The organism is Lentzea sp. NPDC036955 (assembly GCF_055608005.1).
This window is the reverse complement of record NZ_JBVJRC010000003.1, coordinates 349,922-369,822: the sequence shown is the minus strand read 5'-3', so window position 1 is coordinate 369,822 and position 19,901 is coordinate 349,922. Positions and strand designations below refer to the sequence as shown.

Annotated in this window: 18 protein-coding genes and 1 riboswitch; of the genes, 14 read left to right on the top strand and 4 right to left on the bottom strand. The window is 70.2% G+C overall.

Going from position 1 to position 19,901, the window contains the following annotated elements:
- Positions 1 to 37 precede the first annotated feature (37 nt).
- The 3 genes from ACZ7CF_RS10920 (at position 38) to ACZ7CF_RS10910 (ending at position 3,099) form a co-directional block, all read left to right on the top strand.
- Positions 38 to 301: a hypothetical protein gene (locus ACZ7CF_RS10920; protein ID WP_360385821.1), complete on the top strand. Its 264-nt coding sequence runs from the start codon at positions 38 to 40 to the stop codon at positions 299 to 301.
- The gene (locus ACZ7CF_RS10915; protein ID WP_360385823.1) at positions 298 to 882 is read left to right on the top strand and encodes a hypothetical protein; all 585 of its coding nucleotides are present in this window, start codon (positions 298 to 300) and stop codon (positions 880 to 882) included. The genes ACZ7CF_RS10920 and ACZ7CF_RS10915 overlap by 4 nt, the downstream gene beginning before the upstream one ends.
- Before the next feature lie 243 nt (positions 883 to 1,125).
- Complete coding sequence (locus ACZ7CF_RS10910; protein ID WP_360385825.1) at positions 1,126 to 3,099, top strand: serine/threonine-protein kinase; 1,974 nt, start codon at positions 1,126 to 1,128, stop codon at positions 3,097 to 3,099.
- Positions 3,100 to 3,274: 175 nt separating this feature from the next.
- Here the strand turns inward: ACZ7CF_RS10910 and ACZ7CF_RS10905 are convergent, their stop codons facing one another.
- The gene (locus tag ACZ7CF_RS10905) at positions 3,275 to 4,816 is read right to left on the bottom strand and encodes a dolichyl-phosphate-mannose--protein mannosyltransferase (protein WP_360385827.1); all 1,542 of its coding nucleotides are present in this window, start codon (positions 4,814 to 4,816) and stop codon (positions 3,275 to 3,277) included.
- Between the two features lie 24 nt (positions 4,817 to 4,840).
- Between ACZ7CF_RS10905 and rsmI the strand changes: the two genes are divergently transcribed.
- Positions 4,841 to 5,686, top strand: coding sequence for a 16S rRNA (cytidine(1402)-2'-O)-methyltransferase (rsmI, locus tag ACZ7CF_RS10900; RefSeq protein WP_458429452.1), 846 nt, complete (start codon positions 4,841 to 4,843; stop codon positions 5,684 to 5,686).
- Positions 5,687 to 5,753: 67 nt separating this feature from the next.
- Here rsmI and ACZ7CF_RS10895 read toward each other — a convergent pair whose 3' ends face one another.
- From ACZ7CF_RS10895 to ACZ7CF_RS10885, 3 genes are read right to left on the bottom strand one after another with little or no spacing between them, the layout of a single operon-like run.
- Entirely contained in the window at positions 5,754 to 6,467 is a 714-nt protein-coding gene (locus tag ACZ7CF_RS10895) for an ABC transporter permease (protein WP_360385831.1), read from the bottom strand.
- On the bottom strand, positions 6,457 to 7,389 hold the full coding sequence (locus tag ACZ7CF_RS10890; protein ID WP_470369482.1) for an ATP-binding cassette domain-containing protein: 933 nt from the start codon (positions 7,387 to 7,389) through the stop codon (positions 6,457 to 6,459). The genes ACZ7CF_RS10895 and ACZ7CF_RS10890 overlap by 11 nt, the downstream gene beginning before the upstream one ends.
- 58 nt (positions 7,390 to 7,447) lie before the next feature.
- On the bottom strand, positions 7,448 to 7,999 hold the full coding sequence (locus ACZ7CF_RS10885) for a PadR family transcriptional regulator (protein ID WP_470369481.1): 552 nt from the start codon (positions 7,997 to 7,999) through the stop codon (positions 7,448 to 7,450).
- A gap of 54 nt (positions 8,000 to 8,053) precedes the next feature.
- Here ACZ7CF_RS10885 and metG point away from each other — a divergent pair, with 54 nt between their 5' ends.
- The 10 genes from metG to ACZ7CF_RS10835 all read left to right on the top strand — a co-directional run bounded on the left by metG (position 8,054) and on the right by ACZ7CF_RS10835 (position 19,851).
- Positions 8,054 to 9,847, top strand: coding sequence for a methionine--tRNA ligase (gene metG / locus ACZ7CF_RS10880; RefSeq protein WP_360385837.1), 1,794 nt, complete (start codon positions 8,054 to 8,056; stop codon positions 9,845 to 9,847).
- A gap of 26 nt (positions 9,848 to 9,873) precedes the next feature.
- On the top strand, positions 9,874 to 10,668 hold the full coding sequence (locus ACZ7CF_RS10875; protein WP_470369480.1) for a TatD family hydrolase: 795 nt from the start codon (positions 9,874 to 9,876) through the stop codon (positions 10,666 to 10,668).
- A gap of 301 nt (positions 10,669 to 10,969) precedes the next feature.
- Positions 10,970 to 12,379 (top strand): transglycosylase family protein, encoded by a 1,410-nt coding sequence (locus ACZ7CF_RS10870; protein WP_360385841.1) that lies wholly within the window; start codon positions 10,970 to 10,972, stop codon positions 12,377 to 12,379.
- A gap of 191 nt (positions 12,380 to 12,570) precedes the next feature.
- A complete protein-coding gene (rsmA, locus tag ACZ7CF_RS10865; RefSeq protein ID WP_360386659.1) occupies positions 12,571 to 13,392 on the top strand; it encodes a 16S rRNA (adenine(1518)-N(6)/adenine(1519)-N(6))-dimethyltransferase RsmA in 822 nt (273 codons plus the stop codon).
- Between the two features lie 88 nt (positions 13,393 to 13,480).
- Positions 13,481 to 13,574: riboswitch (SAM riboswitch) on the top strand.
- A gap of 218 nt (positions 13,575 to 13,792) precedes the next feature.
- Complete coding sequence (locus tag ACZ7CF_RS10860) at positions 13,793 to 14,791, top strand: methionine ABC transporter ATP-binding protein (RefSeq protein ID WP_470369479.1); 999 nt, start codon at positions 13,793 to 13,795, stop codon at positions 14,789 to 14,791.
- Positions 14,788 to 15,471 carry a methionine ABC transporter permease gene (locus ACZ7CF_RS10855; RefSeq protein WP_360385845.1) on the top strand — a complete coding sequence of 228 codons (684 nt, stop codon included), beginning with the start codon at positions 14,788 to 14,790 and terminating at the stop codon, positions 15,469 to 15,471. The genes ACZ7CF_RS10860 and ACZ7CF_RS10855 overlap by 4 nt, the downstream gene beginning before the upstream one ends.
- 28 nt (positions 15,472 to 15,499) lie before the next feature.
- A complete protein-coding gene (locus ACZ7CF_RS10850) occupies positions 15,500 to 16,300 on the top strand; it encodes a MetQ/NlpA family ABC transporter substrate-binding protein (RefSeq protein WP_470369478.1) in 801 nt (266 codons plus the stop codon).
- A gap of 57 nt (positions 16,301 to 16,357) precedes the next feature.
- Positions 16,358 to 17,320, top strand: coding sequence for a 4-(cytidine 5'-diphospho)-2-C-methyl-D-erythritol kinase (locus tag ACZ7CF_RS10845; RefSeq protein WP_360385849.1), 963 nt, complete (start codon positions 16,358 to 16,360; stop codon positions 17,318 to 17,320).
- 245 nt (positions 17,321 to 17,565) lie between these two features.
- Complete coding sequence (locus ACZ7CF_RS10840) at positions 17,566 to 19,332, top strand: ABC-F family ATP-binding cassette domain-containing protein (protein WP_360385851.1); 1,767 nt, start codon at positions 17,566 to 17,568, stop codon at positions 19,330 to 19,332.
- A gap of 111 nt (positions 19,333 to 19,443) precedes the next feature.
- Positions 19,444 to 19,851, top strand: coding sequence for a hypothetical protein (locus ACZ7CF_RS10835; RefSeq protein WP_360385853.1), 408 nt, complete (start codon positions 19,444 to 19,446; stop codon positions 19,849 to 19,851).
- Positions 19,852 to 19,901 lie beyond the last annotated feature (50 nt).

Below are 19,901 nucleotides of genomic sequence, written 5' to 3'. Positions count from 1 at the left end.
TATCGTTCAGCGTCAAACTTCCGGTGTGGAGGGTGCCGTGCGGGGGTTCGAGGTCGACCCGGCCGAGCTGAGAGCGCTCACCGGACCGCTCGCGAGGGCGGTCGAGCAGGTCGCGGAGCAGGCGGTCCACCCGGACGGCGAGGTGGACGGGCGGCGCGGTGAGCTGTTCGCGGCGCTGAGCAGGTTCCGCGGTGCGGCCGGCCACGCGACCGGCGTGCTGGGCGGCGACGCCGACGAGACCGTGCACCGGCTGAGGGACACCGCTCGGTTGTACGAGCAGGTGGACACCCCGCCGGCGTGACGCTCCCCGACGAGTTCCACTCCCTGCGGACCGTCCAGGAGTGGCTGAGGCGGATGCGCGACGAGAGCGCATCGGCCGCGGCCGCGCACGCCGCCGCGACGGCACCGGCGTGGCGCGGGGCGGCGAGCGAGGCGTTCGACGACTACCGGCACCGGGCGCGGATGAGGTGGCTCGACACGTCCGAGGCGTTCGGGTCCGCGCACGACGCCGTCGAGGCCTACCTGCACACGGTCGCCGAGGTCGTGCGGCTCGGCCTGGGCGCCGACGGCGAGCTGCTCGACCGGCTCGACCAGCAGCGGGCCGGGGAGGAACGGCTGGCGGTCCGCGCGGTCGACCGGGCCGCGGAGGAGCTGTGGAACGTCCGGTCGGAGCTGCCGGTGCTGGTCGCGCCGCCGTTCGTCCCGCTGGTGCCGCGCCCGGCCGTACCACCACCACCCGTGCCCGCCGCTCCGGAGCCCGCCGCCCAGCCGGGGCCGGCGAGGTCGCGTGCCGCGGACTTCATGGCGAAACCGCACGTGGAGGGGGTCCTGACCTCGCTCGCCCTGGCCGCGCGGTACCGGCACTGGCTGCGCAGCAACTGAGCGGCGATTCCACACCGCAGGTCGTGGCACGTGACGCTTCCGAGTCGCAAACCGGCTCCAACCGTGATGAGCCGCCGTTCAACGGACAAGGCCGCGGACACGTCCTAGAGGGCAGAAGAGCGCATTTCTCGCGAGGTCCGGCCAGGTGCGGGAGGTGCAACGCAGTGGACGCGATTTTGGTTGCTGTGGCGTCGGCCGCACACCGATCACGCACCGTAGGCTGAATCGGCACCTAGGCTGGGGATGATCGCGGAAGGGGTGGTTCGGGTCGTGGGGCTCGCGGAGTCCTTGCTCACGTGGCTGCACGGTTTCGTGGGCGCCAGCGTCTGCCCCGGTGACTGGGTGTGGACCACGACGGCGCTCGGTGCCGTTCTCGGCCTTTTCCCCACCGTGGCCGCGTTGCTCGCCATCGCGGTGCGCCGGGTGGTCGGCAACTCCTACGGCGCCGTGACGGGCGCCGTCTTCGCCGTGCTCGGCGTCGCCGGCACGCTGGTGCTGCCGTGGCTGATCCTGCGCGGCACCGTGCAGGGCCTCGGTCAGCGCACGATCGCCGGGTCCGACTCGCTCGACCAGGCGACCTGCTTCGGACAGTTCTCCCAGGGCGCCTACCTCGTCGACGGCACGCCGTCGATCCTCGGCGTGTTCCGCGCGCCGGGCGACGAGTGGCTGTTCCTGGTCGCCGCCGGAATCACGATCGTGCTCGGCCTGCTGTGCCTGCTGTTCGTCATGCTGCAGGCCGGGTCGGCGTTCCGGCTCGGGCCCAACTGGCCGCGCCGGGTGTTCTGGCCGCCGTTCCTGGTGCTCCTCGCGTCCACGTCGGCACTGCCCGTGACGCTGGTGGGGCACGTCCTGCTCGGGTTCTTCCCGATCGCGGTGATCGGGTCGATCGTCGTGCGCATCTTCGGGTTGACTACCGCCATGCTGAACCGCCCCGGCCGTGACCGGTCCCAGGACCGCAACGCGAACCAGGCGCCACCCCAGCCGGTGGCGCGCAACACCGCGCAGCAGCCCTCTCAGCAGCCCCAGCTGCCGCAGAAGAAGGCGGCGACCAAGCCGATCACGGCCGCCCAGCAGCAGCCGCCGCCCTACCAGCCGGCACAGGTGCCGAAGTACCAGCCGGCGCCGATGAACCGGCCGATGCGCCCGGTGAACCAGCCGCCGCCCCCGCCGCAGCAGTACCCGCCGACGCGGGTGGCCGAGGTGCTCCAGCAGCCGTCCCAGGCGAACCCGCAGCCACCGCAGCCGTCCCGGCCCGCGGTGCTCGCGGACACCCCCGGCCCGCTGCCGTTCGGCCCCGGCGCCGCGAACGCGGAGTCGCCCGCACCGGTGCAGAAGTCGGGCAAGGTGTGGAACCCCGGCAACGGCCGGTTCCGCCGCGTCCGCCAGCTCGGCTCCGGCGGCTTCGGCACGGTCTGGCTCGCCGTCGACGAACAGCTCGACCGCACCGTCGCCGTGAAGCTCGCGCACGCCCCGGACAACGACACCGAGCAGCGCATGCTCCGCGAGGCCCGCGCACTGGCCGCGGTCCGCCACCCGAACTGCGTGCGGGTGTTCGACATCGTCCAGGACCCGGACGGCCTCGCGCTGGTGATGGAGTACATCGAGGGCGCGTCGCTGTCCGAGACGGTCATGAAGAACGGCCTGATCGACGACAAGCTGGCGGCCCGGCTGTGGCTGAACATGGCCGACGCCCTCACCTCCGCCCACACCCGCGGCGTCCTGCACCGCGACGTGAAGCCGTCCAACGTCATCGTCGACGTCCAGGGCACCGCCCACCTGATCGACTTCGGCATCGCCCGCTCCAAGGGCGACAGCACCCTCACCGCCACCGGCATGATGGTCGGCACCCCCGACTTCCTCGCGCCGGAGACGGCACGCGGTGAGGCCGCGTCCCCCGCCTCGGACTCGTGGCAGCTCGCCGCCACCGTGTCCTACGCCCTCACCGGCCACCCGCCACGCGGCTCCCGCGAGAACCCGATCTCCTCGCTGATGGCCGCCGCCCAGGGCGAACCGGTGACGAAGCTGCCGCAGAACAGCGCCCACGCGCGGCTGCTGCTGGCGGCGATGGACCCGGAACCGGGCCGCCGCCCGACGCTGGCGCAGGTGCGCGGCGAGATGGCGCAGTTCCTGGAACGGGCCGGGATGAGCAAGGAGGGGCCGGTCACGAAGTTCATCAGCAAGCCGGGACCGCCGCCGACGAAGCACATGCCGATGTAGGCGAACCGGGTGAACCCCTCGCGGGGCGGTAACGGTTGTTTCGTCGCCAACGACCTAGGCGGTGGTCCACCCGCGAAGCCCCGGCATCGGAGCACCACCGCGATGCCCCGCGAAGAGTGGTGAGGCGGTTTCCGCCGATCGCCTCACCACTCACCCGCGCACCGGCCGCGACCGCTCAGCGCCAGCTGGGCAGCCACAGCTGTTGCTGCCACATCTCCGGCGTGATCGGGTTGCCGTTGAGGATCGGCCACAGCCACACGAAGTTCGCCACCACGATGCCGACGTACAGCGCCACGACCAGCAGACCGGTGCCGCGGCGTTCGGAGCCCGCGCGCGCACGGCCGAGGACCTCGCCCAGCGCCAGCACGATCAGCAGCACCAGGAACGGTGCCATCGGCGTGACGTAGAAGAAGTACATCTGCCGGTCGAGGTTGAGGAACCACGGCAGCAGGCCCGCCAGGTAGCCGACGAGCACGCCGGCGTAGCGCCAGTCCAGGCTGCCGACGGCCCGCCAGATCGCCCAGCCGATCGCCGGGAACGCCACCCACCACAGCGCCGGGGTGCCGATCAGCATGATCGCGCCGAGGCACGAGGCCTGGCCGCAGCCGGTCACCGAGTTGTCGTAGTAGTAGAGCATCGGGCGCAGGCCCATCGGCCACGTCCACGGCTTCGACTCCCACGGGTGCCGGTTGGTCTCCGAGGTGACCAGCTCGACGTGGAACTTGTAGACGTTCTTCGCGTTGTACCAGAGCGACTGGAGCACGTCCGGGACGTAGCTGATGTCCTGCACCTTCGTGCCGACCACGTGCCGGTCGATGCCGGTCTCGCTGGCCATCCACGGGAACCACGTCACCAGGTACACCAGGACCGGGATCGCGACCAGACCGCCCAGCGAGGGCAGGACGTCCTTCGCGATCGACCCGAGCCACGGCTCCTCGACGCCGGCCGCCCGCCGTGCCAGTGCGGTCCAGACGACCGTCAGCAGGCCGAACGCCGCGATGTACCAGATGCCCGACCACTTGATGCCGCACGCCAGGCCGAGCATCACGCCCGCGCCGAAGCGCCACCAGCGGAAGCCCAGCCACGGGCCGAAGGCCGAGTTCGTCACGAAACCCTCGCGCACGGCGACCGCGAGCCGTTCCCGCACCTGTTCGCGGTCCACGACCAGGCAGCCGAACGCGGCGACCACGAACAGCGCCAGGAAGATGTCGAGCATGCCCATCCGGGACTGGACGTGCGAGACGCCGTCCGCGATGAGCAGCACGCCCGCCAGCGCGCCCAGCAGGTCCGAGCGGGTCAGGCGGCGGGCGATCCGCACGATCAGCAGGATCGTGATCGCGCCCGCCAGTGCGGAGGCGAACCGCCAGCCGATGCCGTCGTAGCCGAAGAGCGCCTGGCCGATGGCCATGAGCTGCTTGGCGAGCGGCGGGTGGACGATCAGCTCGTAGCCGGGGTTGTCCTCGTAGCCGCCGTTGCGCAGCACCTGCGCCGCCTGCGGCACGTAGTGCTTCTCGTCGAAGATCGGCGTGCCCTTGTCCGTCGGGTACCCGACGTTCCAGAACCGCACGACCGCGCCGATCAGCGTCACGGCGATCGTGACCAGCCACCCGCGCAACCGGTTGCCGTGCGGAGGTGGGTCGAGGGCCGCCGCGCGGTCCGTCCGCGGTTCCTCCGCGACGGCGGCGGGCGCCTCTCCTGGCTGCACGAGGACTGTCACGTCGCCGATCGTAGGGTGAACCACGTGAGTCCTGTATCCGGTTCAGGCCGTCTGGTCCTCGCCGCTACTCCGCTCGGCGACATCCGCGACGCCTCCGCGCGCCTGGTGGAGGCGTTGGCGACGGCGGACGTCATCGCCGCGGAGGACACCCGCAGACTGCACAGCCTCGCGGCGGCACTGCAGGTCAAACCCTCCGGGCGGGTGATCAGCTTCTACGACCAGGTCGAGCAGGCGCGCCTGCCGGGGCTCCTCGAGTCGCTGCACGGCGGCGAGACCGTGCTGCTCGTGACGGACGCCGGCATGCCGTCGGTGTCCGATCCGGGCTACCGGCTCGTCGCCGCGTGTGTCGAGCAGGACATCACCGTCACGTGCCTGCCGGGGCCGTCCGCGGTCACGACGGCGCTGGCGCTGTCCGGGCTGCCGAGCGACCGGTTCGCGTTCGACGGGTTCCCGCCGCGCAAGTCCGGTGAGCGCAAGCGCTGGTTCGCCCCGTTGGCCACCGAGCAGCGCACCGTCGTCTTCTTCGAGGCCCCGCACCGGCTCGCGGACACGCTCCAGGACGCCGTCGAGGTGCTCGGGCCCGGCCGCCGTGCCGCCGTGTGCCGCGAGCTCACGAAGAAGTACGAGGAGGTCGTGCGCGGGTCGCTGGCCGAACTCGCCGCGTGGGCCGTGGACGGCGCACGCGGCGAGATCACCGTGGTGCTCGGCCCCGCCCCCGTGGCGGACACGCCGGACCTCGACACGCTCGTCGCCGAGGTCAGGCAGCGCGTCGCCGACGGGGAGCGGATGAAGTCGGCCGCCGCCGAGGTCGCGGAGGCGGCCGGGATCAGCAAGAAGACGCTCTACGACGCGGCGGTCAGGTCAAGCTGACCTGCCTTTTCAGGGGAACGCGGGACTCCCGCGTTCCCCTGGGGGAAACGCGAGGCCCCCGCGTTCCTCAAGCTGACTCCCGGTTGAACGTGCGGATGCCGTAGAGCACGCCGGCCACGACCAGCAGCGCGACCGAGATCAGCCCGTACGTCACCGTGCCGGGGTTGAAGATCGACCGCTCGGCGTCCACGACGTGCGCCAGCGGGTTGACCCGCGACAGCCAGTAGAGCCACTGCGGGCCGTTCGACATGGGCAGCAGCACGCCGCTCAACAGCATCAACGGCACGATGGACGCCGACAGCACGGACGCGAAGACGTACTCCAGCTTCACCTTCAACGCGATCGCGTACGACACCGAGCCGATCGCGACGCCGAGCAACGCCACCAGCCCGAGGCCGAGCAGCACCTGCCCCGCCGACGCCCGGAAGCCGAACAGCATCGCGGCCAGCATGATCAACAGGCTCTGCACGACCAGCAGCACCACGTCCTTGCCGACCCGCCCGACGAGCAGCGCGACCCGGCTGACCGGGGTGACCCGCAGGCGTTCCATCACGCCCGTGCGCACCTCCGGCAGCAGCGAGAAGCCCGCGTAGGCCGTGCCGAACAACGCCATCTGCACCAGCAGGCCCGGCACGAACCACTGCCAGCCGCCCTCGCCCAGCAACGGCCCGAAGAGCCCGAGGTAGAGCAACGGCTGGGCGATGCCGAAGACCACCGCCACGGGGTTGCGCAGCACGGGCAGCATCACCCGCCAGAACACGAGCCAGGTGTCACGCAGCATTGCTGTCCTCCCGCAGTGAGCGGCCGGTCATGGTCAGGAACACGTCGTCGAGCGTCGGCCGGTGCACCTGGACGGAGTGCAGCTCGACACCGATGTTGTCGAGGTCCTTCAGCAACGACGGCAGCGCGCGGTCGCCGTTCGGGATGCGGAAGCTGACCTCCTCGCCGTCCACGGCGGCGTCGGCGAACTTGGTCGCGACCAGCGCGGCCTGCGGCGTGCCGAGCACGACCAGGTCGCCGGAGACGCGGTGCTTCAGCTCGTCCGGCGACCCCTCGGCGACGATCGTGCCCTGGTCGATGACGAGCAGCCGGTCGCTGAGGTGGTCGGCCTCGTCGAGGTAGTGGGTGGTCAGGAAGACCGTCACGCCGTCGGCCCTGAGCTGCCGGATGTGGTCCCACAGGTTGCGGCGGCTCTGCGGGTCGAGCGCGGTGGACGGTTCGTCGAGGAACAGCAGCCGCGGGTCGTGCAGCATGCCCATCGCGAGGTCGAGCCTGCGCTGCTGGCCGCCGGAGAGCGTGCCGACGCCGCGCTGCTCCAGCCCGGTCAGGTCGAACCGTTCGAGCAGGCCGGCGACCTTCCTGCGGGCGTCGTGCCGGGAAAGGCCGTAGAACCGGGCCTGGAGCTCCAGCTCGTCGGCGACCCGCTGGTCCAGGCCCGCGCCGGGCTTCTGGCCGACGTAGCCGATGTTGCGGCGCACGCCCGCCGGGTCGGTGAGCAGGTCGTGCCCGGCGACGAGCGCTTCGCCCGCCGTGGGCCGCAGCAGTGTCGTGAGCATGCGCAGCGTCGTCGACTTGCCGGCGCCGTTGGGTCCGAGGAACCCGACGAGCTCGCCCTCGGCGACGTCGATGTCGACGCCGCGCACCGCGTCCACCGGACCGGCCTTCGTCGTGAAGCGGCGTGCGAGGCCGCGTGCCTTGATCATGCCGGAACCCCCTCTAGTCAAGTTTGACCAGAGGCTAGTCGGGACTATTCAAGTTTGACTAGTCCCGAAGTTCGTACGCACCGGCCTCCAGGCGTTCGATCAGCTCCCGAGTCCACCGGACCTGACCTTCGAGGTGGACGAGCCACAGTCGAAACAGCTCGCTGACGTGCGCGGGCTTGCTCATCTCCGGCATCGAGGTGATGCCGTGCCGGGTCGGGGTGAGCTGCCCCTCCAGGCCTGCGAGGCGGTTCTTCAGCAGCACGACGGCCTGCTTGCGCGGGACGAGGGTGAGCATCGCGACGCCCGCGGACACCTCGTCGTTGCCGGCGGCCGGGTTCGCGAGCGCGTGCGCGAGGAGGTCGTCCAGCTCGTGCTCACCGGACGGCGTGATCCGGTAGGAGGTGCGGGCGGGGCCCTCGCGGGACTCGGTGCCGACCGGTTCCAGCAGTCCGTCCTTGGCCAGCGACTTCAGCGCGTGGTAGATCGAACCTGGCTGCACGTTCGCCCAAGACTCCGCCGACCACGACTGCAGCTCACGGCGCACCTGGTAGCCGTGCGCCTCGCCGACGAGCTTGACCACGCCGAGCACCAGCATCCTGGTCGCGGACAAACCGACCTCCCATGCAGTGAAAAGCGGCTGGCACCGCCTCCGTAGGCTATGCACATGAGTGCCTCCGTACTGACCGCGGTGGCCTGGCCTTATGCCAACGGCCCCAGGCACATCGGTCACGTCTCCGGTTTCGGTGTCCCGTCCGACGTCTTCTCCCGCTACATGCGAATGTCCGGACACCGGGTGCTCATGGTCAGCGGCACGGACGAGCACGGCACGCCCATCCAGGTGCAGGCCGAGAAGGAGGGCCTGACGGCCCGCGAGCTCGCCGACAAGTACAACCGCGTCATCGCCTCCGACCTGCAGGGCCTCGGCCTGTCCTACGACCTCTTCACCCGCACCACCACCGGCAACCACTACCAGGTGGTGCAGGACCTGTTCTCCGCGCTGTGGAAGAACGGCTACGTCATCCCCAAGGTCGAGATGGGCGCCATCAGCCCGTCGACCGGCCGGACGCTGCCCGACCGCTTCATCGAGGGCACCTGCCCGATCTGCGGCTACGACGGCGCGCGCGGCGACCAGTGCGACAACTGCGGCAACCAGCTCGACCCGATCGACCTGAAGAACCCGCGCTCGCGGATCAACGGCGAGACGCCGAAGTTCGTCGAGACCGAGCACCTGTTCCTCGACCTGCCCTCGTTCATCGAGTCGCTGGGCTCGTGGATGGGCACGCGGTCCGAGTGGCGGCCGAACGTGCTCAAGTTCTCGCAGAACCTGATCAAGGACCTGCGGCCGCGCGCCATCACCCGCGACCTCGACTGGGGTGTGCCGATCCCGCTCGACGGGTGGAGCGACCAGCCGATGAAGCGGTTCTACGTGTGGTTCGACGCCGTCATCGGGTACCTGAGCGCGTCCGTCGAGTGGGCACGGCGCACTGGGAACCCCGACGCCTGGAAGGAGTTCTGGACCGGTGACGCCCAGGGCTACTACTTCATGGGCAAGGACAACATCGTCTTCCACTCGCTGATCTGGCCGTCGCTGCTGCTGGGCCAGAACGGCGCGGGCGACAAGGGCGGCGAGCCCGGCCGGTTCGGCACGCTGAACCTGCCGACCGAGGTCGTGTCGTCGGAGTACCTGACGATGAGCGGCTCGAAGTTCTCCACCTCGCGCGGCACCGTGATCTACGTCGGCGACTTCCTGAAGGAGTTCGGGCCGGACGCGCTGCGGTACTTCATCTCCGTCGCGGGTCCCGAGAACCAGGACACCGACTTCACCTGGGAGGAGTTCGTCCGCCGGACCAACTTCGAGCTGGCGAACGAGTGGGGCAACCTGGTCAACCGCTCGATCTCCATGGCGCACAAGAACGTCGGCGCCATCCCGAAGGCGACCGCGCTGACCGACGCCGATCACGAGCTGCTGCGCCAGTCGAAGGCGGCGTTCGACACGGTCGGCGCGCACCTGCGCCGCTCGCGGTTCAAGCAGGCCTCCGGCGAGGCCATGCGCGTGATCTCGCTGGCGAACAAGTACCTGTCCGACCAGGAGCCGTGGAAGCTCAAGGACGACCCGGACCGCCGCGACTCCGTGCTGCACACGGCGTTGCAGGTCGTGCAGGACGCGAACACGCTCATGACGCCGTTCCTGCCGCACTCGGCGCAGCAGGTGCACGAGGCGCTGGGCGGCACGGGCGTGTGGGCCGCGCAGCCGTCGATGGACGAGGTCACCGACCTCGACGTGCCCGACCGCTCGTACCCGGTGCTGACCGGTGACTACGCGGGCGAGCAGGCGAAGTGGGAGTCGACGCCGATCGAGGTCGGCCGGCCGCTGCAGAAGCCCTCGCCGCTGTTCGCGAAGCTCGACCCGAAGCTGGGCGAGACCGGGCCCGAGTGGGCCCCGATCGTCACCGACTAGTGGCGGAGAAGCGGGAACGACCGCCGGTGCCGGAAGCCCTTCCGGTGCCGGTGGTCGACGCCCACACCCATCTCGACGCGTGCGGTGCCGTCGACGCCGCCGACGTGGCCGTGCTGCTGGACCGGGCGGAGGCCGCCGGCGTCTCGCACGTCGTGACGGTCGCGGACGACCTGAAGTCCGCGCAGTGGGCCGCGGAGGCGTCCACCTGGGACCCGCGGGTCTACGCGGCCGTGGCGGTCCACCCGACCCGCACCGCCGCGTTCGGCGACGCGGAGAAGGCCGAGCTGGAGCGGCTGGCCCGGTTCGACCGCGTCGTGGCGATCGGCGAGACCGGTCTCGACTACTACTGGGACTACTCGCCGCCGGCCGCGCAGCAAGACGCTTTCCGTTGGCACATCGACCTTTCCAAGCGCGTCGGGAAGCCGTTGATGATCCACGACCGGGACGCGCACGAGGACGTCCTCAAGGTGCTCGACGCCGAGGGTGCACCGTCCACAGTGGTCTTCCACTGCTTCTCCGGTGACGCGGACTTCGCGCGCCGGTGCGTGGACGCGGGGTACGTGCTGTCGTTCGCGGGCCCGGTGACGTTCAAGAACTCCCGTGCCCTGCAGGAGGCGGCCCGGCTGGTGCCGCAGGATCAGCTGCTCGTCGAGACGGACGCGCCTTTCCTGACGCCCCACCCGTTCCGGGGGCGGCCGAACGAACCCTATTGTGTGAATTACACAGTTCGGGCCTTGGCCACCCTGCGTGGCGAAGATCTTTCTGAACTCGCTGCCGCCGTCACCCGTACTGCTCAACGACTCTTCGGGCTTGGCCACTGAGATGCGACTTGAGACGAACGGAGCAAAGGGTTCCTACCTCTACGGGTGACTGAGGTCACAACATCGGTGGGGGTGTTTGCGCAACGTCGGCTGCCCCGTTACTGTCCCGTGACCGTGCCACCTGAACCGACCCTGTCGGTTCGGAGCACGCCCGCAGTCGGGGCGGGTCCCAAGCCGGAAGCGCGAAGCAGCGAGACCACGTAGGAGGAGTTGCCGGGAACCTTCGAGCTGCAACTCGAATGATCTTGTCAACGCCAACTGTGCGGTGGCCTCGGAGCTTCCGCAATGGAGGTATCGACCCTTGTCTGGTAGCGACAGAACTGCCGCTCCGTACGACTTCAACGAGGACACCGACTGGTTCACGCCGGTCGGGAACACCGCGGTCGCGGTGGCCGACCCCCACCCGAGCTTCCCCGCCGGTGCGCTGACGATCTCGCCCGCGGACGTGCTCGAGGTGCTCGGCCCTGACGCCGACGAGCTCCTCGCGACGGCGAACGTCGACGTCGACGAGCTGATCCGGCTCATCAACGCCGAGACGACGATCATGCCGCCCCTCGTCCTCCCCACGGAGGAAGAGGAGAAGGAGGACCCGCAGCTCCTCGTCACGGCCGTCTCGTCCTGGAAGCGCCGCTTCCTCAAGGGTGCGGTCGCCGCGGTCCTGGTCTCCATCTCCGGCGGTGGCGTGACCGCGATGGCGATGGACAAGTCCGTGGCCGTGGACATCGACGGCATCACCTCGACCGTCCACTCCTACGAGGGCACGGTCGGCGAGGTCCTCGCGGAGGAGGGCATCAGGGTCGGCGAGCACGACGCGCTGTCCCCGTCGCTCAACGCCCCGATCTCCGACGGCGGCAAGATCACCCTCGACCGCGGCCGCCTGCTCAAGATGAGCGTCGACGGCCAGTCCCGTGAGGACTGGGTCCGCTCGGTCACCGTCGAGGAGGCCGCCAAGCAGCTCGGCGTCCCGGTCGACGGCTCGTGGTTCTCCGCGCCCACCGGCTCCGAGGTCCCCCTCGACGGCATGAACCTCGAGGTGAAGACCCGCAAGGTCGTCAAGCTCTTCGACGGCGCGAACCCGGTCCGCGAGGTCCAGACCACCGCCGTCACCGTCGACGAGCTGCTGAAGAGCGAGAACCTCACCCTCGGTCCCGAGGACGCGGTCCAGGCCGGCACCGACGTGCGCCTGGCCTCCGGCGCCGAGGTCTACATCTCCCGCACCGGCGTCACGGTCATCAACGTGAACGAGCCGGTCGCCCCGCCCGTCGAGAAGACCAACGACCCGACCCTGAACCAGGGTCAGCAGAAGGTCCTGGAGCCCGGCGAGGCCGGCGAGCAGATCTCCACCTACCGCGTGACGGTGAAGAACGGCAAGGAGATCAACCGCGAGAAGATCGGCGGCAAGGTCACCAAGGAGCCGAAGCCGAAGAAGATCGCGGTCGGCACCAAGCCCCTCCCCGACGGCGAGGTCTGGGACCGCCTGGCCAAGTGCGAGGCCGGCGGCAACTGGGCCATCAACACCGGCAACGGCTACTACGGCGGCCTCCAGTTCAACGCGAGCACCTGGGCGGCCTACGGCGGCACCGCCTACGCGGCCCTGCCGCACCAGGCGACCCGCGAACAGCAGATCGCCATCGCCACCAAGCTCCGCGACGGCCGTGGCGGCACGTACTCCGCGTGGCCCGGCTGCCGCGCGAAGCTCGGCCTGCCGTAACCCCGCCTCCCCACCCATCCCTCCCCTCTGCTTGACCGCACGCGGGGACCTTTCGTACTCCAGGTGAGTACGAAAGCTCCCCGCGTGCACTCGTCGCAGCAGGGGGCGGGGGTCTTCGGTGGGTGACTTGAGGTCTTCGGTGGGCAACCTGAGGTCTTTGGTGGGTGACCTGAGACAATGCCCCGGTGAGCCTGTTGGGACCCGCCGAAGTCCGCCGTCTAGCTGAAGAGCTGGGCATCCGCCCGACCAAGAAGCTGGGCCAGAACTTCGTGCACGACCCCAACACGGTCCGCAAGATCGTCGCCGCCGCCGGTCTGACCGACGAGGACGTCGTCCTGGAGGTCGGCCCCGGCCTGGGCTCGCTGACCCTCGCGCTCCTCCCGGCGGCCGCTGAGGTGGTCGCGGTCGAGATCGACCCGCCGTTGGCGCACCGGCTGCCCCAGACGGTCCAGGAGCACGACCCGGCCAACGCCGGCAAGCTCCACGTGGTCCTCAAGGACGCCATGAAAGTCACCCAAGAGGACCTGCCGGTACAACCGACCGCGATCGTCGCCAACCTGCCGTACAACGTCGCGGTGCCCGTGGTGCTGCACCTCCTGCACGAGCTGCCGAGCCTGCGCAAGGGGCTCGTCATGGTCCAGGCGGAGGTCGCCGACCGGATGGCGGCGAAGCCCGGCAGCAAGGTCTACGGGGTGCCCAGCGTGAAGCTCGCCTGGTACGCCGACGCGCGCAAGGCGGGGTCGGTCGGGCGCAACGTCTTCTGGCCCGCGCCCAACGTCGACTCCGGGCTGGTTGCCTTCCAGCGCCACGAAAAGCTGTTGTCCACAGTGGACAAGAACAAGCTGTTCAAGATCGTCGACACGGCCTTCGCGCAACGCCGCAAGACCCTCAGGGCCGCCCTCAAGAGCTACACGCCGCACGTCGACGAACTGCTGGCCGAAGCGGGCATCGATCCCCAGGTCAGGGGCGAGCAGTTGAGCGTGATCGACTTTGTCCGGATCGCCGAGGTCTGATCCGGCGATCCTTCGGCCAACAGTGTGATCTGTCGAACGAATCCGAATCTGGCTTGCGCAACCGAACGTCCGTCCGGTTGACTGCTAACTGCCATCCGGAGCGACTGAGAGACCTGGCTCTACGACGTCGCAGCAACCACCCGCTGGATGCGGGCAGGTGCTAACGCCAGGACCGATGGAGGATCACGTGGGTACCTCGCGAATGCTGACGCGCCGTCGAGTCGTCGACCAGTGCCGTCGCACCGCTTCTGCATGTCGTCGCCACCTCGTCTAAGGCGCCTTCTCAAAGTCCTTTGACGCGCACTCGGTCGCTGAGTGGCGCACACACCTGAGCAGAACTTCGACCGCGCACCCCCGCACAACGGGAGCGTGCGCCGTCGCGCGCAGCCGTGGAGCAGAAGTGATCACTGTCGAAAACCTCACCAAGTCCTTCCAGGGTGTCAACGCGCTGAACGGCGTCACCCTCGACGTCCAGGCCGGCACCGTGCTCGGCGTCGTCGGCCCGAGCGGCGCCGGCAAGTCCACGCTGGCCCGCTGCGTCGCACTGCTGGAGCGCCCCGACTCGGGTGCGATCCGCGTCGACGGCACCGACATCACCTCGCTCGACGGCTCGGCGCTGCGTGCCGCCCGCCGGCAGATCGGCGTTGTGCCGCAAGGGGACTCGCTGCTGCGGCAGCGGACCGCGGCCGGCAACATCGCGTTGCCGCTGGAGTCCGCCGGCGTGCCGGGACCGCAGCGGCGCACCCGCGTGGGCGAGCTGCTGGACCTCGTCGGGCTCACCGACAAGGCCGCCACCTACCCCGACCAGCTCTCCGGTGGGCAGCGCCAGCGCATCGCCGTTGCGCGCGCCCTCGCCGCCAACCCGTCCGTCCTGCTGGCCGACGAGCCCACCAGCGCACTCGACCCGGAGACCACCGGGTCCGTGCTGGCGGTGCTCGACCGTGCGCGCGCAGAGCTGGGTGTGACCGTCCTCGTCGTCACGCACGACATGGGTGTGGTCCGCAAGATCTGCGATGACGTCGCGGTCCTGGAGCAGGGCCAGGTCGTCGAGCACGGCAAGGTGCTCGACCTCGTCAACAACGCCGCCAGCCGTACGAGCTCCGCGCTGCTGCCCGCCGTCGACCTGAACCCGATCAACGAGAACGCCTACGACCGCGTCGCGGACGTCGTGCTCGTCGGGTTCGCCGCGGTCGGCGCGCTGCTGCCCGAGGCCGCGCACCGGTTCGGCGTCGAGCTGAACATCGTCGGCGGCGGGCTCACCCGCCTCGGCGAGACCCCCGTCGCGCGGTTCCGCCTCGGCCTGAACGGCGAGCGGTCCGACTCGGCGCTGGAGTGGATCGGTGAGGCCGGCGGCGCGGTTCAGAGGTCCCTGAAGGGGCCGCAGGGAGTAGCTGCGTGAGGTCTGCAACACCCTGGTCCGACGTGGTGAGCTACCTCGTCGAGGCCACCGGGGAGACGCTGTACATGGTCGGCGTCTCCACCGTGATCGCCACAGTTCTCGGAGTTCCCGTCGGGGTCTGGCTGCAGCTCACCGCCAAGGGCGGGCTGCGGCCGAACGCCGCGGTGCACAGGGCCCTCAGCTTCGTCACCGACCTGGGCCGCTCGATGCCGTTCATCGTGCTGCTCGTCGCCCTCACGTCCGTGACCCGCCTGATCGTCGGCGGGTCCATCGGCAGCACGGCGGTCATCGTGCCGCTGGCCGTGGGAGCGATCCCGTTCGTCGGGCGGCTCGTGCAGAACATCCTGTCCGAGGTGCACGTGACCGTGGTCGAGGCCGCGATCACGACCGGTGCCTCGACGCTCAGGATCGTGCGCAGCGTGCTCATCCGCGAGTCGTTGCCGGCGCTCATCAACGCCATCGGCGTCACGGTCATCGCCCTCATCGGCTACTCGGCCATGGCGGGCGTGATCGGCGGCGGTGGCCTCGGCGACCTGGCCATCCGCGAGGGCTACCAGCGCTTCAACGACCGGATCCTGTGGAGCACCGTGGCGTGGCTCGCCGTGCTCACCACCGTGATCCAGTTCGGCTTCACCCGTGCCGCCCGTGCGTCGGACCGACGCCGGCACGCCTCCGTCTGACCCAGTAGCAATTCTCAAAAGGAACGTCATGCGCATTCGTGCTGCCCTCATCGCTGCCGCTTTGACCGGTTTGACCGCTCTGTCCGCCTGCTCGTCCGGTGGTTCGTCCGCTTCGGACACGCTGAAGGTCGGCGTCTCGCCGGTCCCGCACGCGCAGATCCTCAAGTACGTCGCCGACAACCTCGCGGCCTCCAAGGGCCTGAAGATCGAGGTCGTCGAGTTCACCGACTACATCCAGCCGAACACGGCACTGGTCGACGGCTCGCTCGACGCCAACTACTTCCAGACCGTCCCGTACCTGGCGACGTTCACGAAGGAGAGCGGCGCGAAGGTCGAGTGGGTCGAGGGCGTGCACGTCGAGCCGCTGGGCCTGTACTCCAAGAAGGTCAAGAAGGTCGACGAGCTGCCGCAGAACGCCAAGGTCGCGGTCGCCAACGACGCCACCAACGAGGGCCGCGGCCTGAAGCTGCTGGAGGCCAACGGCCTGATCAAGCTCAAGGCCGTGGACCAGCCGACCGTCCGCGACGTCGCGGAGAACCCGAAGAACCTGCAGTTCGTGCCCCTGGAGGCGGCCCAGCTGCCGCGCTCGCTGGAGGACACCGACGCCGCGGTGATCAACGGCAACTACGCCATCGACGCGCAGCTCAAGCCCGCCACCGACGCGCTGGTGCTGGAGAAGGCCGAGGGCAACCCCAACGCCAACGGCCTCGTCACCCGCAGCGAGCTCAAGGACGACAAGCGGATCAGGGACCTCGCCGAGCTGCTGGCGTCGCAGCAGGTCAAGGACTACATCAAGCAGACCTTCAACGGCTCCGTCATCCCGGTCTGAGGCCCGTGGTGACCGGGGGAGGAGTCCGCACACGCCGATCGCCCGTAGGCTGACGAGGTGCTCGCTGTCGTTCCCCCTCCGGTCACGGTCCGCGTCCCGGCCAAGGTCAACCTGCACCTGGCCGTCGGCGACGTGCGACCGGACGGCTACCACGACCTGGTGACCATCTTCCAGGCGCTGTCCCTGGCCGACGAGGTCACCGTCGCCGTCGCGGACGAGCCCGGCGTCGAGGTCCACGGCGAGGGCGCCGACCAGGTGCCCACCGGTGCCGGCAACCTCGCCTGGCGTGCCGTGCGGCTGCTCGCCGCCCACGTCGGCAAGGACCCGGACGACCCCAAGGTCCGCGTCGTGATCCGCAAGGCCATCCCCGTCGCCGGCGGCATGGCCGGTGGCAGCGCGGACGCCGCGGCCACCCTGGTCGGCCTGGCCGCGCTGTGGCGGCTGGAGATCAGCCGCGACGAGCTGGCCGAGCTGGCCGCGAAGCTCGGCGCCGACGTCCCGTTCTGCCTCTACGGCGGCACCGCGCTCGGCACCGGCCGCGGCGAGCGGATCGTGCCGGTGCTGGCCCGCCACCAGTTCCACTGGGTGCTGGCGTTCGACCGGCGCGGACTGTCCACGCCGGACGTGTTCGACGAGCTCGACCGGCTGCGCACCGAGGGCGACCCGCCCCGCGTCGGCGCGGTCGAGGCGGTGCTGGAGGGCCTGTCCTCCGGTGACCCGCGCCAGCTCGCGCTGCTGCTGGGCAACGACCTGCAGGCCGCCGCCGTCTCGCTGCGGCCGAACCTGCGCCGCACGTTGCGCGCGGGCGTCGACGCGGGCGCGCTGGCCGGCATCGTGTCCGGTTCGGGTCCCACGACGGCGTTCCTGTGCGAGGACAACGACACGGCCGTGCGTGTCGCTGCCGAGCTCGCGGGCGCGGGTGTGTGCCGGACCGTGCGCGTCGCACAGGGCCCGGTGCCCGGTGCGCGGGTGATCACGACCGAGGAACCGAAGCCCACCCCGCCCGAGGTCCACGCCTGACCCCGCCCTCCGTTTTCCGCATCCCGGAACTCACGCGGGGAGCTTTCGTACCCTCTACGAGTACGCAAGCTCCCCGCGTGCACTTCGGGGGTACGTAGGGTCCCCGCGTGCACCTAGGGGGTACGTAGGGTCCCCGCGTGCACTTCGGGGGTTACGTAGGGTCCCCGCGTGCGGTCGGGGAGCGGGGGCGTTGGCGGTGCTGGGTAGCCTTCACCGGGCAGTTTCTTACGAGTCGTGAGGTTTTGATGGCCAACCTGGTCAACCTGGAGTCCGTGTCGAAGTCGTTCAGCGTCCGGCCGCTGCTCGACGGCGTGTCGCTCGGCGTCAACGAGGGCGACCGCATCGGCGTCGTCGGCCTGAACGGCGGCGGCAAGACGACGCTGCTCGAGGTGCTGGCCGGGGTCGAACCCGCCGACGACGGCCGGGTGTCGCGCTCGCGCGACCTGCGGATGGCGGTCGTGACGCAGCGGACCGAGCTGCCGGAGGGGTCGACCGTGCGCAACGCGGTCATCGACCCGCTCGGCTTCGACGCCGAGCACGAGTGGGCCTCCGACGCGCGTGTTCGGTCCATTTTGGACGGACTCGGCATCACGGCGCTGGGCCTGGACTCCGTGGTGTCCACGATGTCCGGTGGCGAACGGCGCCGGGTCGCGCTCGCGGCCGCGTTGATCCAGGACCTCGAGCTGCTCGTGCTGGACGAGCCCACGAACCACCTCGACGTCGAGGGTGTGCGGTGGCTCGCCGAGCACCTGCTGGCCCGCAAGTGCGCGCTCGTCGTCGTCACCCACGACCGGTGGTTCCTCGACACCGTCTGCAACCGCACGTGGGAAGTGGTGCAGGGCAAGGTCGAGCAGTACGAGGGCGGGTACGCCGACTGGATCTTCGCGCGCGCCGAGCGGCAGCGGCTCGCGGACGCGGCCGAGGAGAAGCGGCAGAACCTGGCCCGCAAGGAACTCGCGTGGCTGCGCCGGGGCGCTCCCGCCCGCACGTCGAAGCCGCGCTACCGCATCGAAGCCGCCGAGGCGCTGATCGCGGACGTGCCGCCGGTGCGCGACACCGTCGAGCTCGTCGCGTTCGCCAAGAAGCGGCTGGGCCGCACGGTGGTCGAGGTCGAGGACGTCACACTGTCCATTCCGGACCGCGTGCTGGTGCGCGACCTGACGTGGCGGATCGGGCCCGGCGAGCGGATCGGCCTGGTCGGCGTCAACGGCTCCGGCAAGACGACGCTGCTGCGGCTGCTGGCCGGTGAGCGCGCACCCGAGACGGGCAAGCGGATCCAGGGTCAGACCGTGAAGATCGCGCACCTCTCCCAGGAGCTGCTCGACCTCAACGGGTCCATGCGCGTGCTGGAGGCGATCGAGGAGGTCGCACGCCGGGTCGTGCTCGGCAAGTACGAGATGTCCGCGTCCCAGCTGGGCGAGCGGTTCGGGTTCTCGTCGCAGAAGCAGTGGACGCCGGTGTCGGACCTGTCCGGTGGCGAGCGGCGGCGGTTGCAGCTGTGCCGGCTGCTGATGGCCGAACCGAACGTGCTGCTGCTCGACGAGCCGACCAACGACCTCGACATCGACACGTTGCAGCAGCTGGAGGACCTGCTCGACTCGTGGCCGGGCACGCTGGTCGTGATCTCGCACGACCGGTACCTCGTCGAGCGCGTGTGCGACAAGGTCGTGGCGCTGTTCGGCGACGGCGGCCTGACCGACCTGCCCGGCGGCATCGAGGAGTACCTGCGGCGCCGCGACTCGGTGCGCGACCGGCAGTCGGCCGCTCCCGCGGCGGAGAAGGCGCCGTCGAACGCCGCGGACCAGCGTGCCGCCCGCAAGGAGCTGGCCCGGCTGGAACGGCGGCTGGAGCAGCTGCACAAGAAGGAGGCCGAGCTGCACGCGGCGCTCGCCGAGGCGGCCACCGACCCCGACCGGCTGCTGAAGCTCGACGCCGAGCTGAAGTCCGTGCTGGCCGAGGAGTCCGACGTCGAGGCCGCCTGGATGGAAGCCGCCGAGGCCGTCGAGGGCTGACCCCAAACCGAACGGAATCCTTACGGGCGCTGCCGGAGGCTCGCCAGCCGGTCCCGCACGGCACCAGACTCACCGGTGATCCACTGCGAACGGATGGAGAGTGCGGATCCCATGGGTGTGAAGGTGTTGTGGAGCAGGCGGATCGTCGCGGCGGCCAGTGCGCTGGCGACGACCGGGGCGTTGACCCTGGCCGGTGCCGGCACCGCCGCGGCGGCCGACACGCTGCGCTACAGCGTGTGCATCAGCAAGGGCAGCAGCGCCAGGGCCCAGATCGTGTTCCTCGGGTCGCACGGCGCGTCGGGTGAGGCGGCTCCCGGGTACTGCGCGTCGGTCGACAAGGGACGCGGCCTGCTGTTCAAGGTCAGGACGCGGACGTTGTCCGGCCAGTGGAAGGAAGACGGCAAGTTCTACAGCTCGGCCGACAAGCACCCGTGCGTGACGGCTTGGAGCCGCAACGGCGGCACGGACACCGCGTACGGCATCAGCTACTTCTCCTCGCCCAACTCCCTGTGCGGCTGAGAGCGTCTGCAAGTACCACCAACTGCGAGTCGGTAGTACTTGCAGACGCC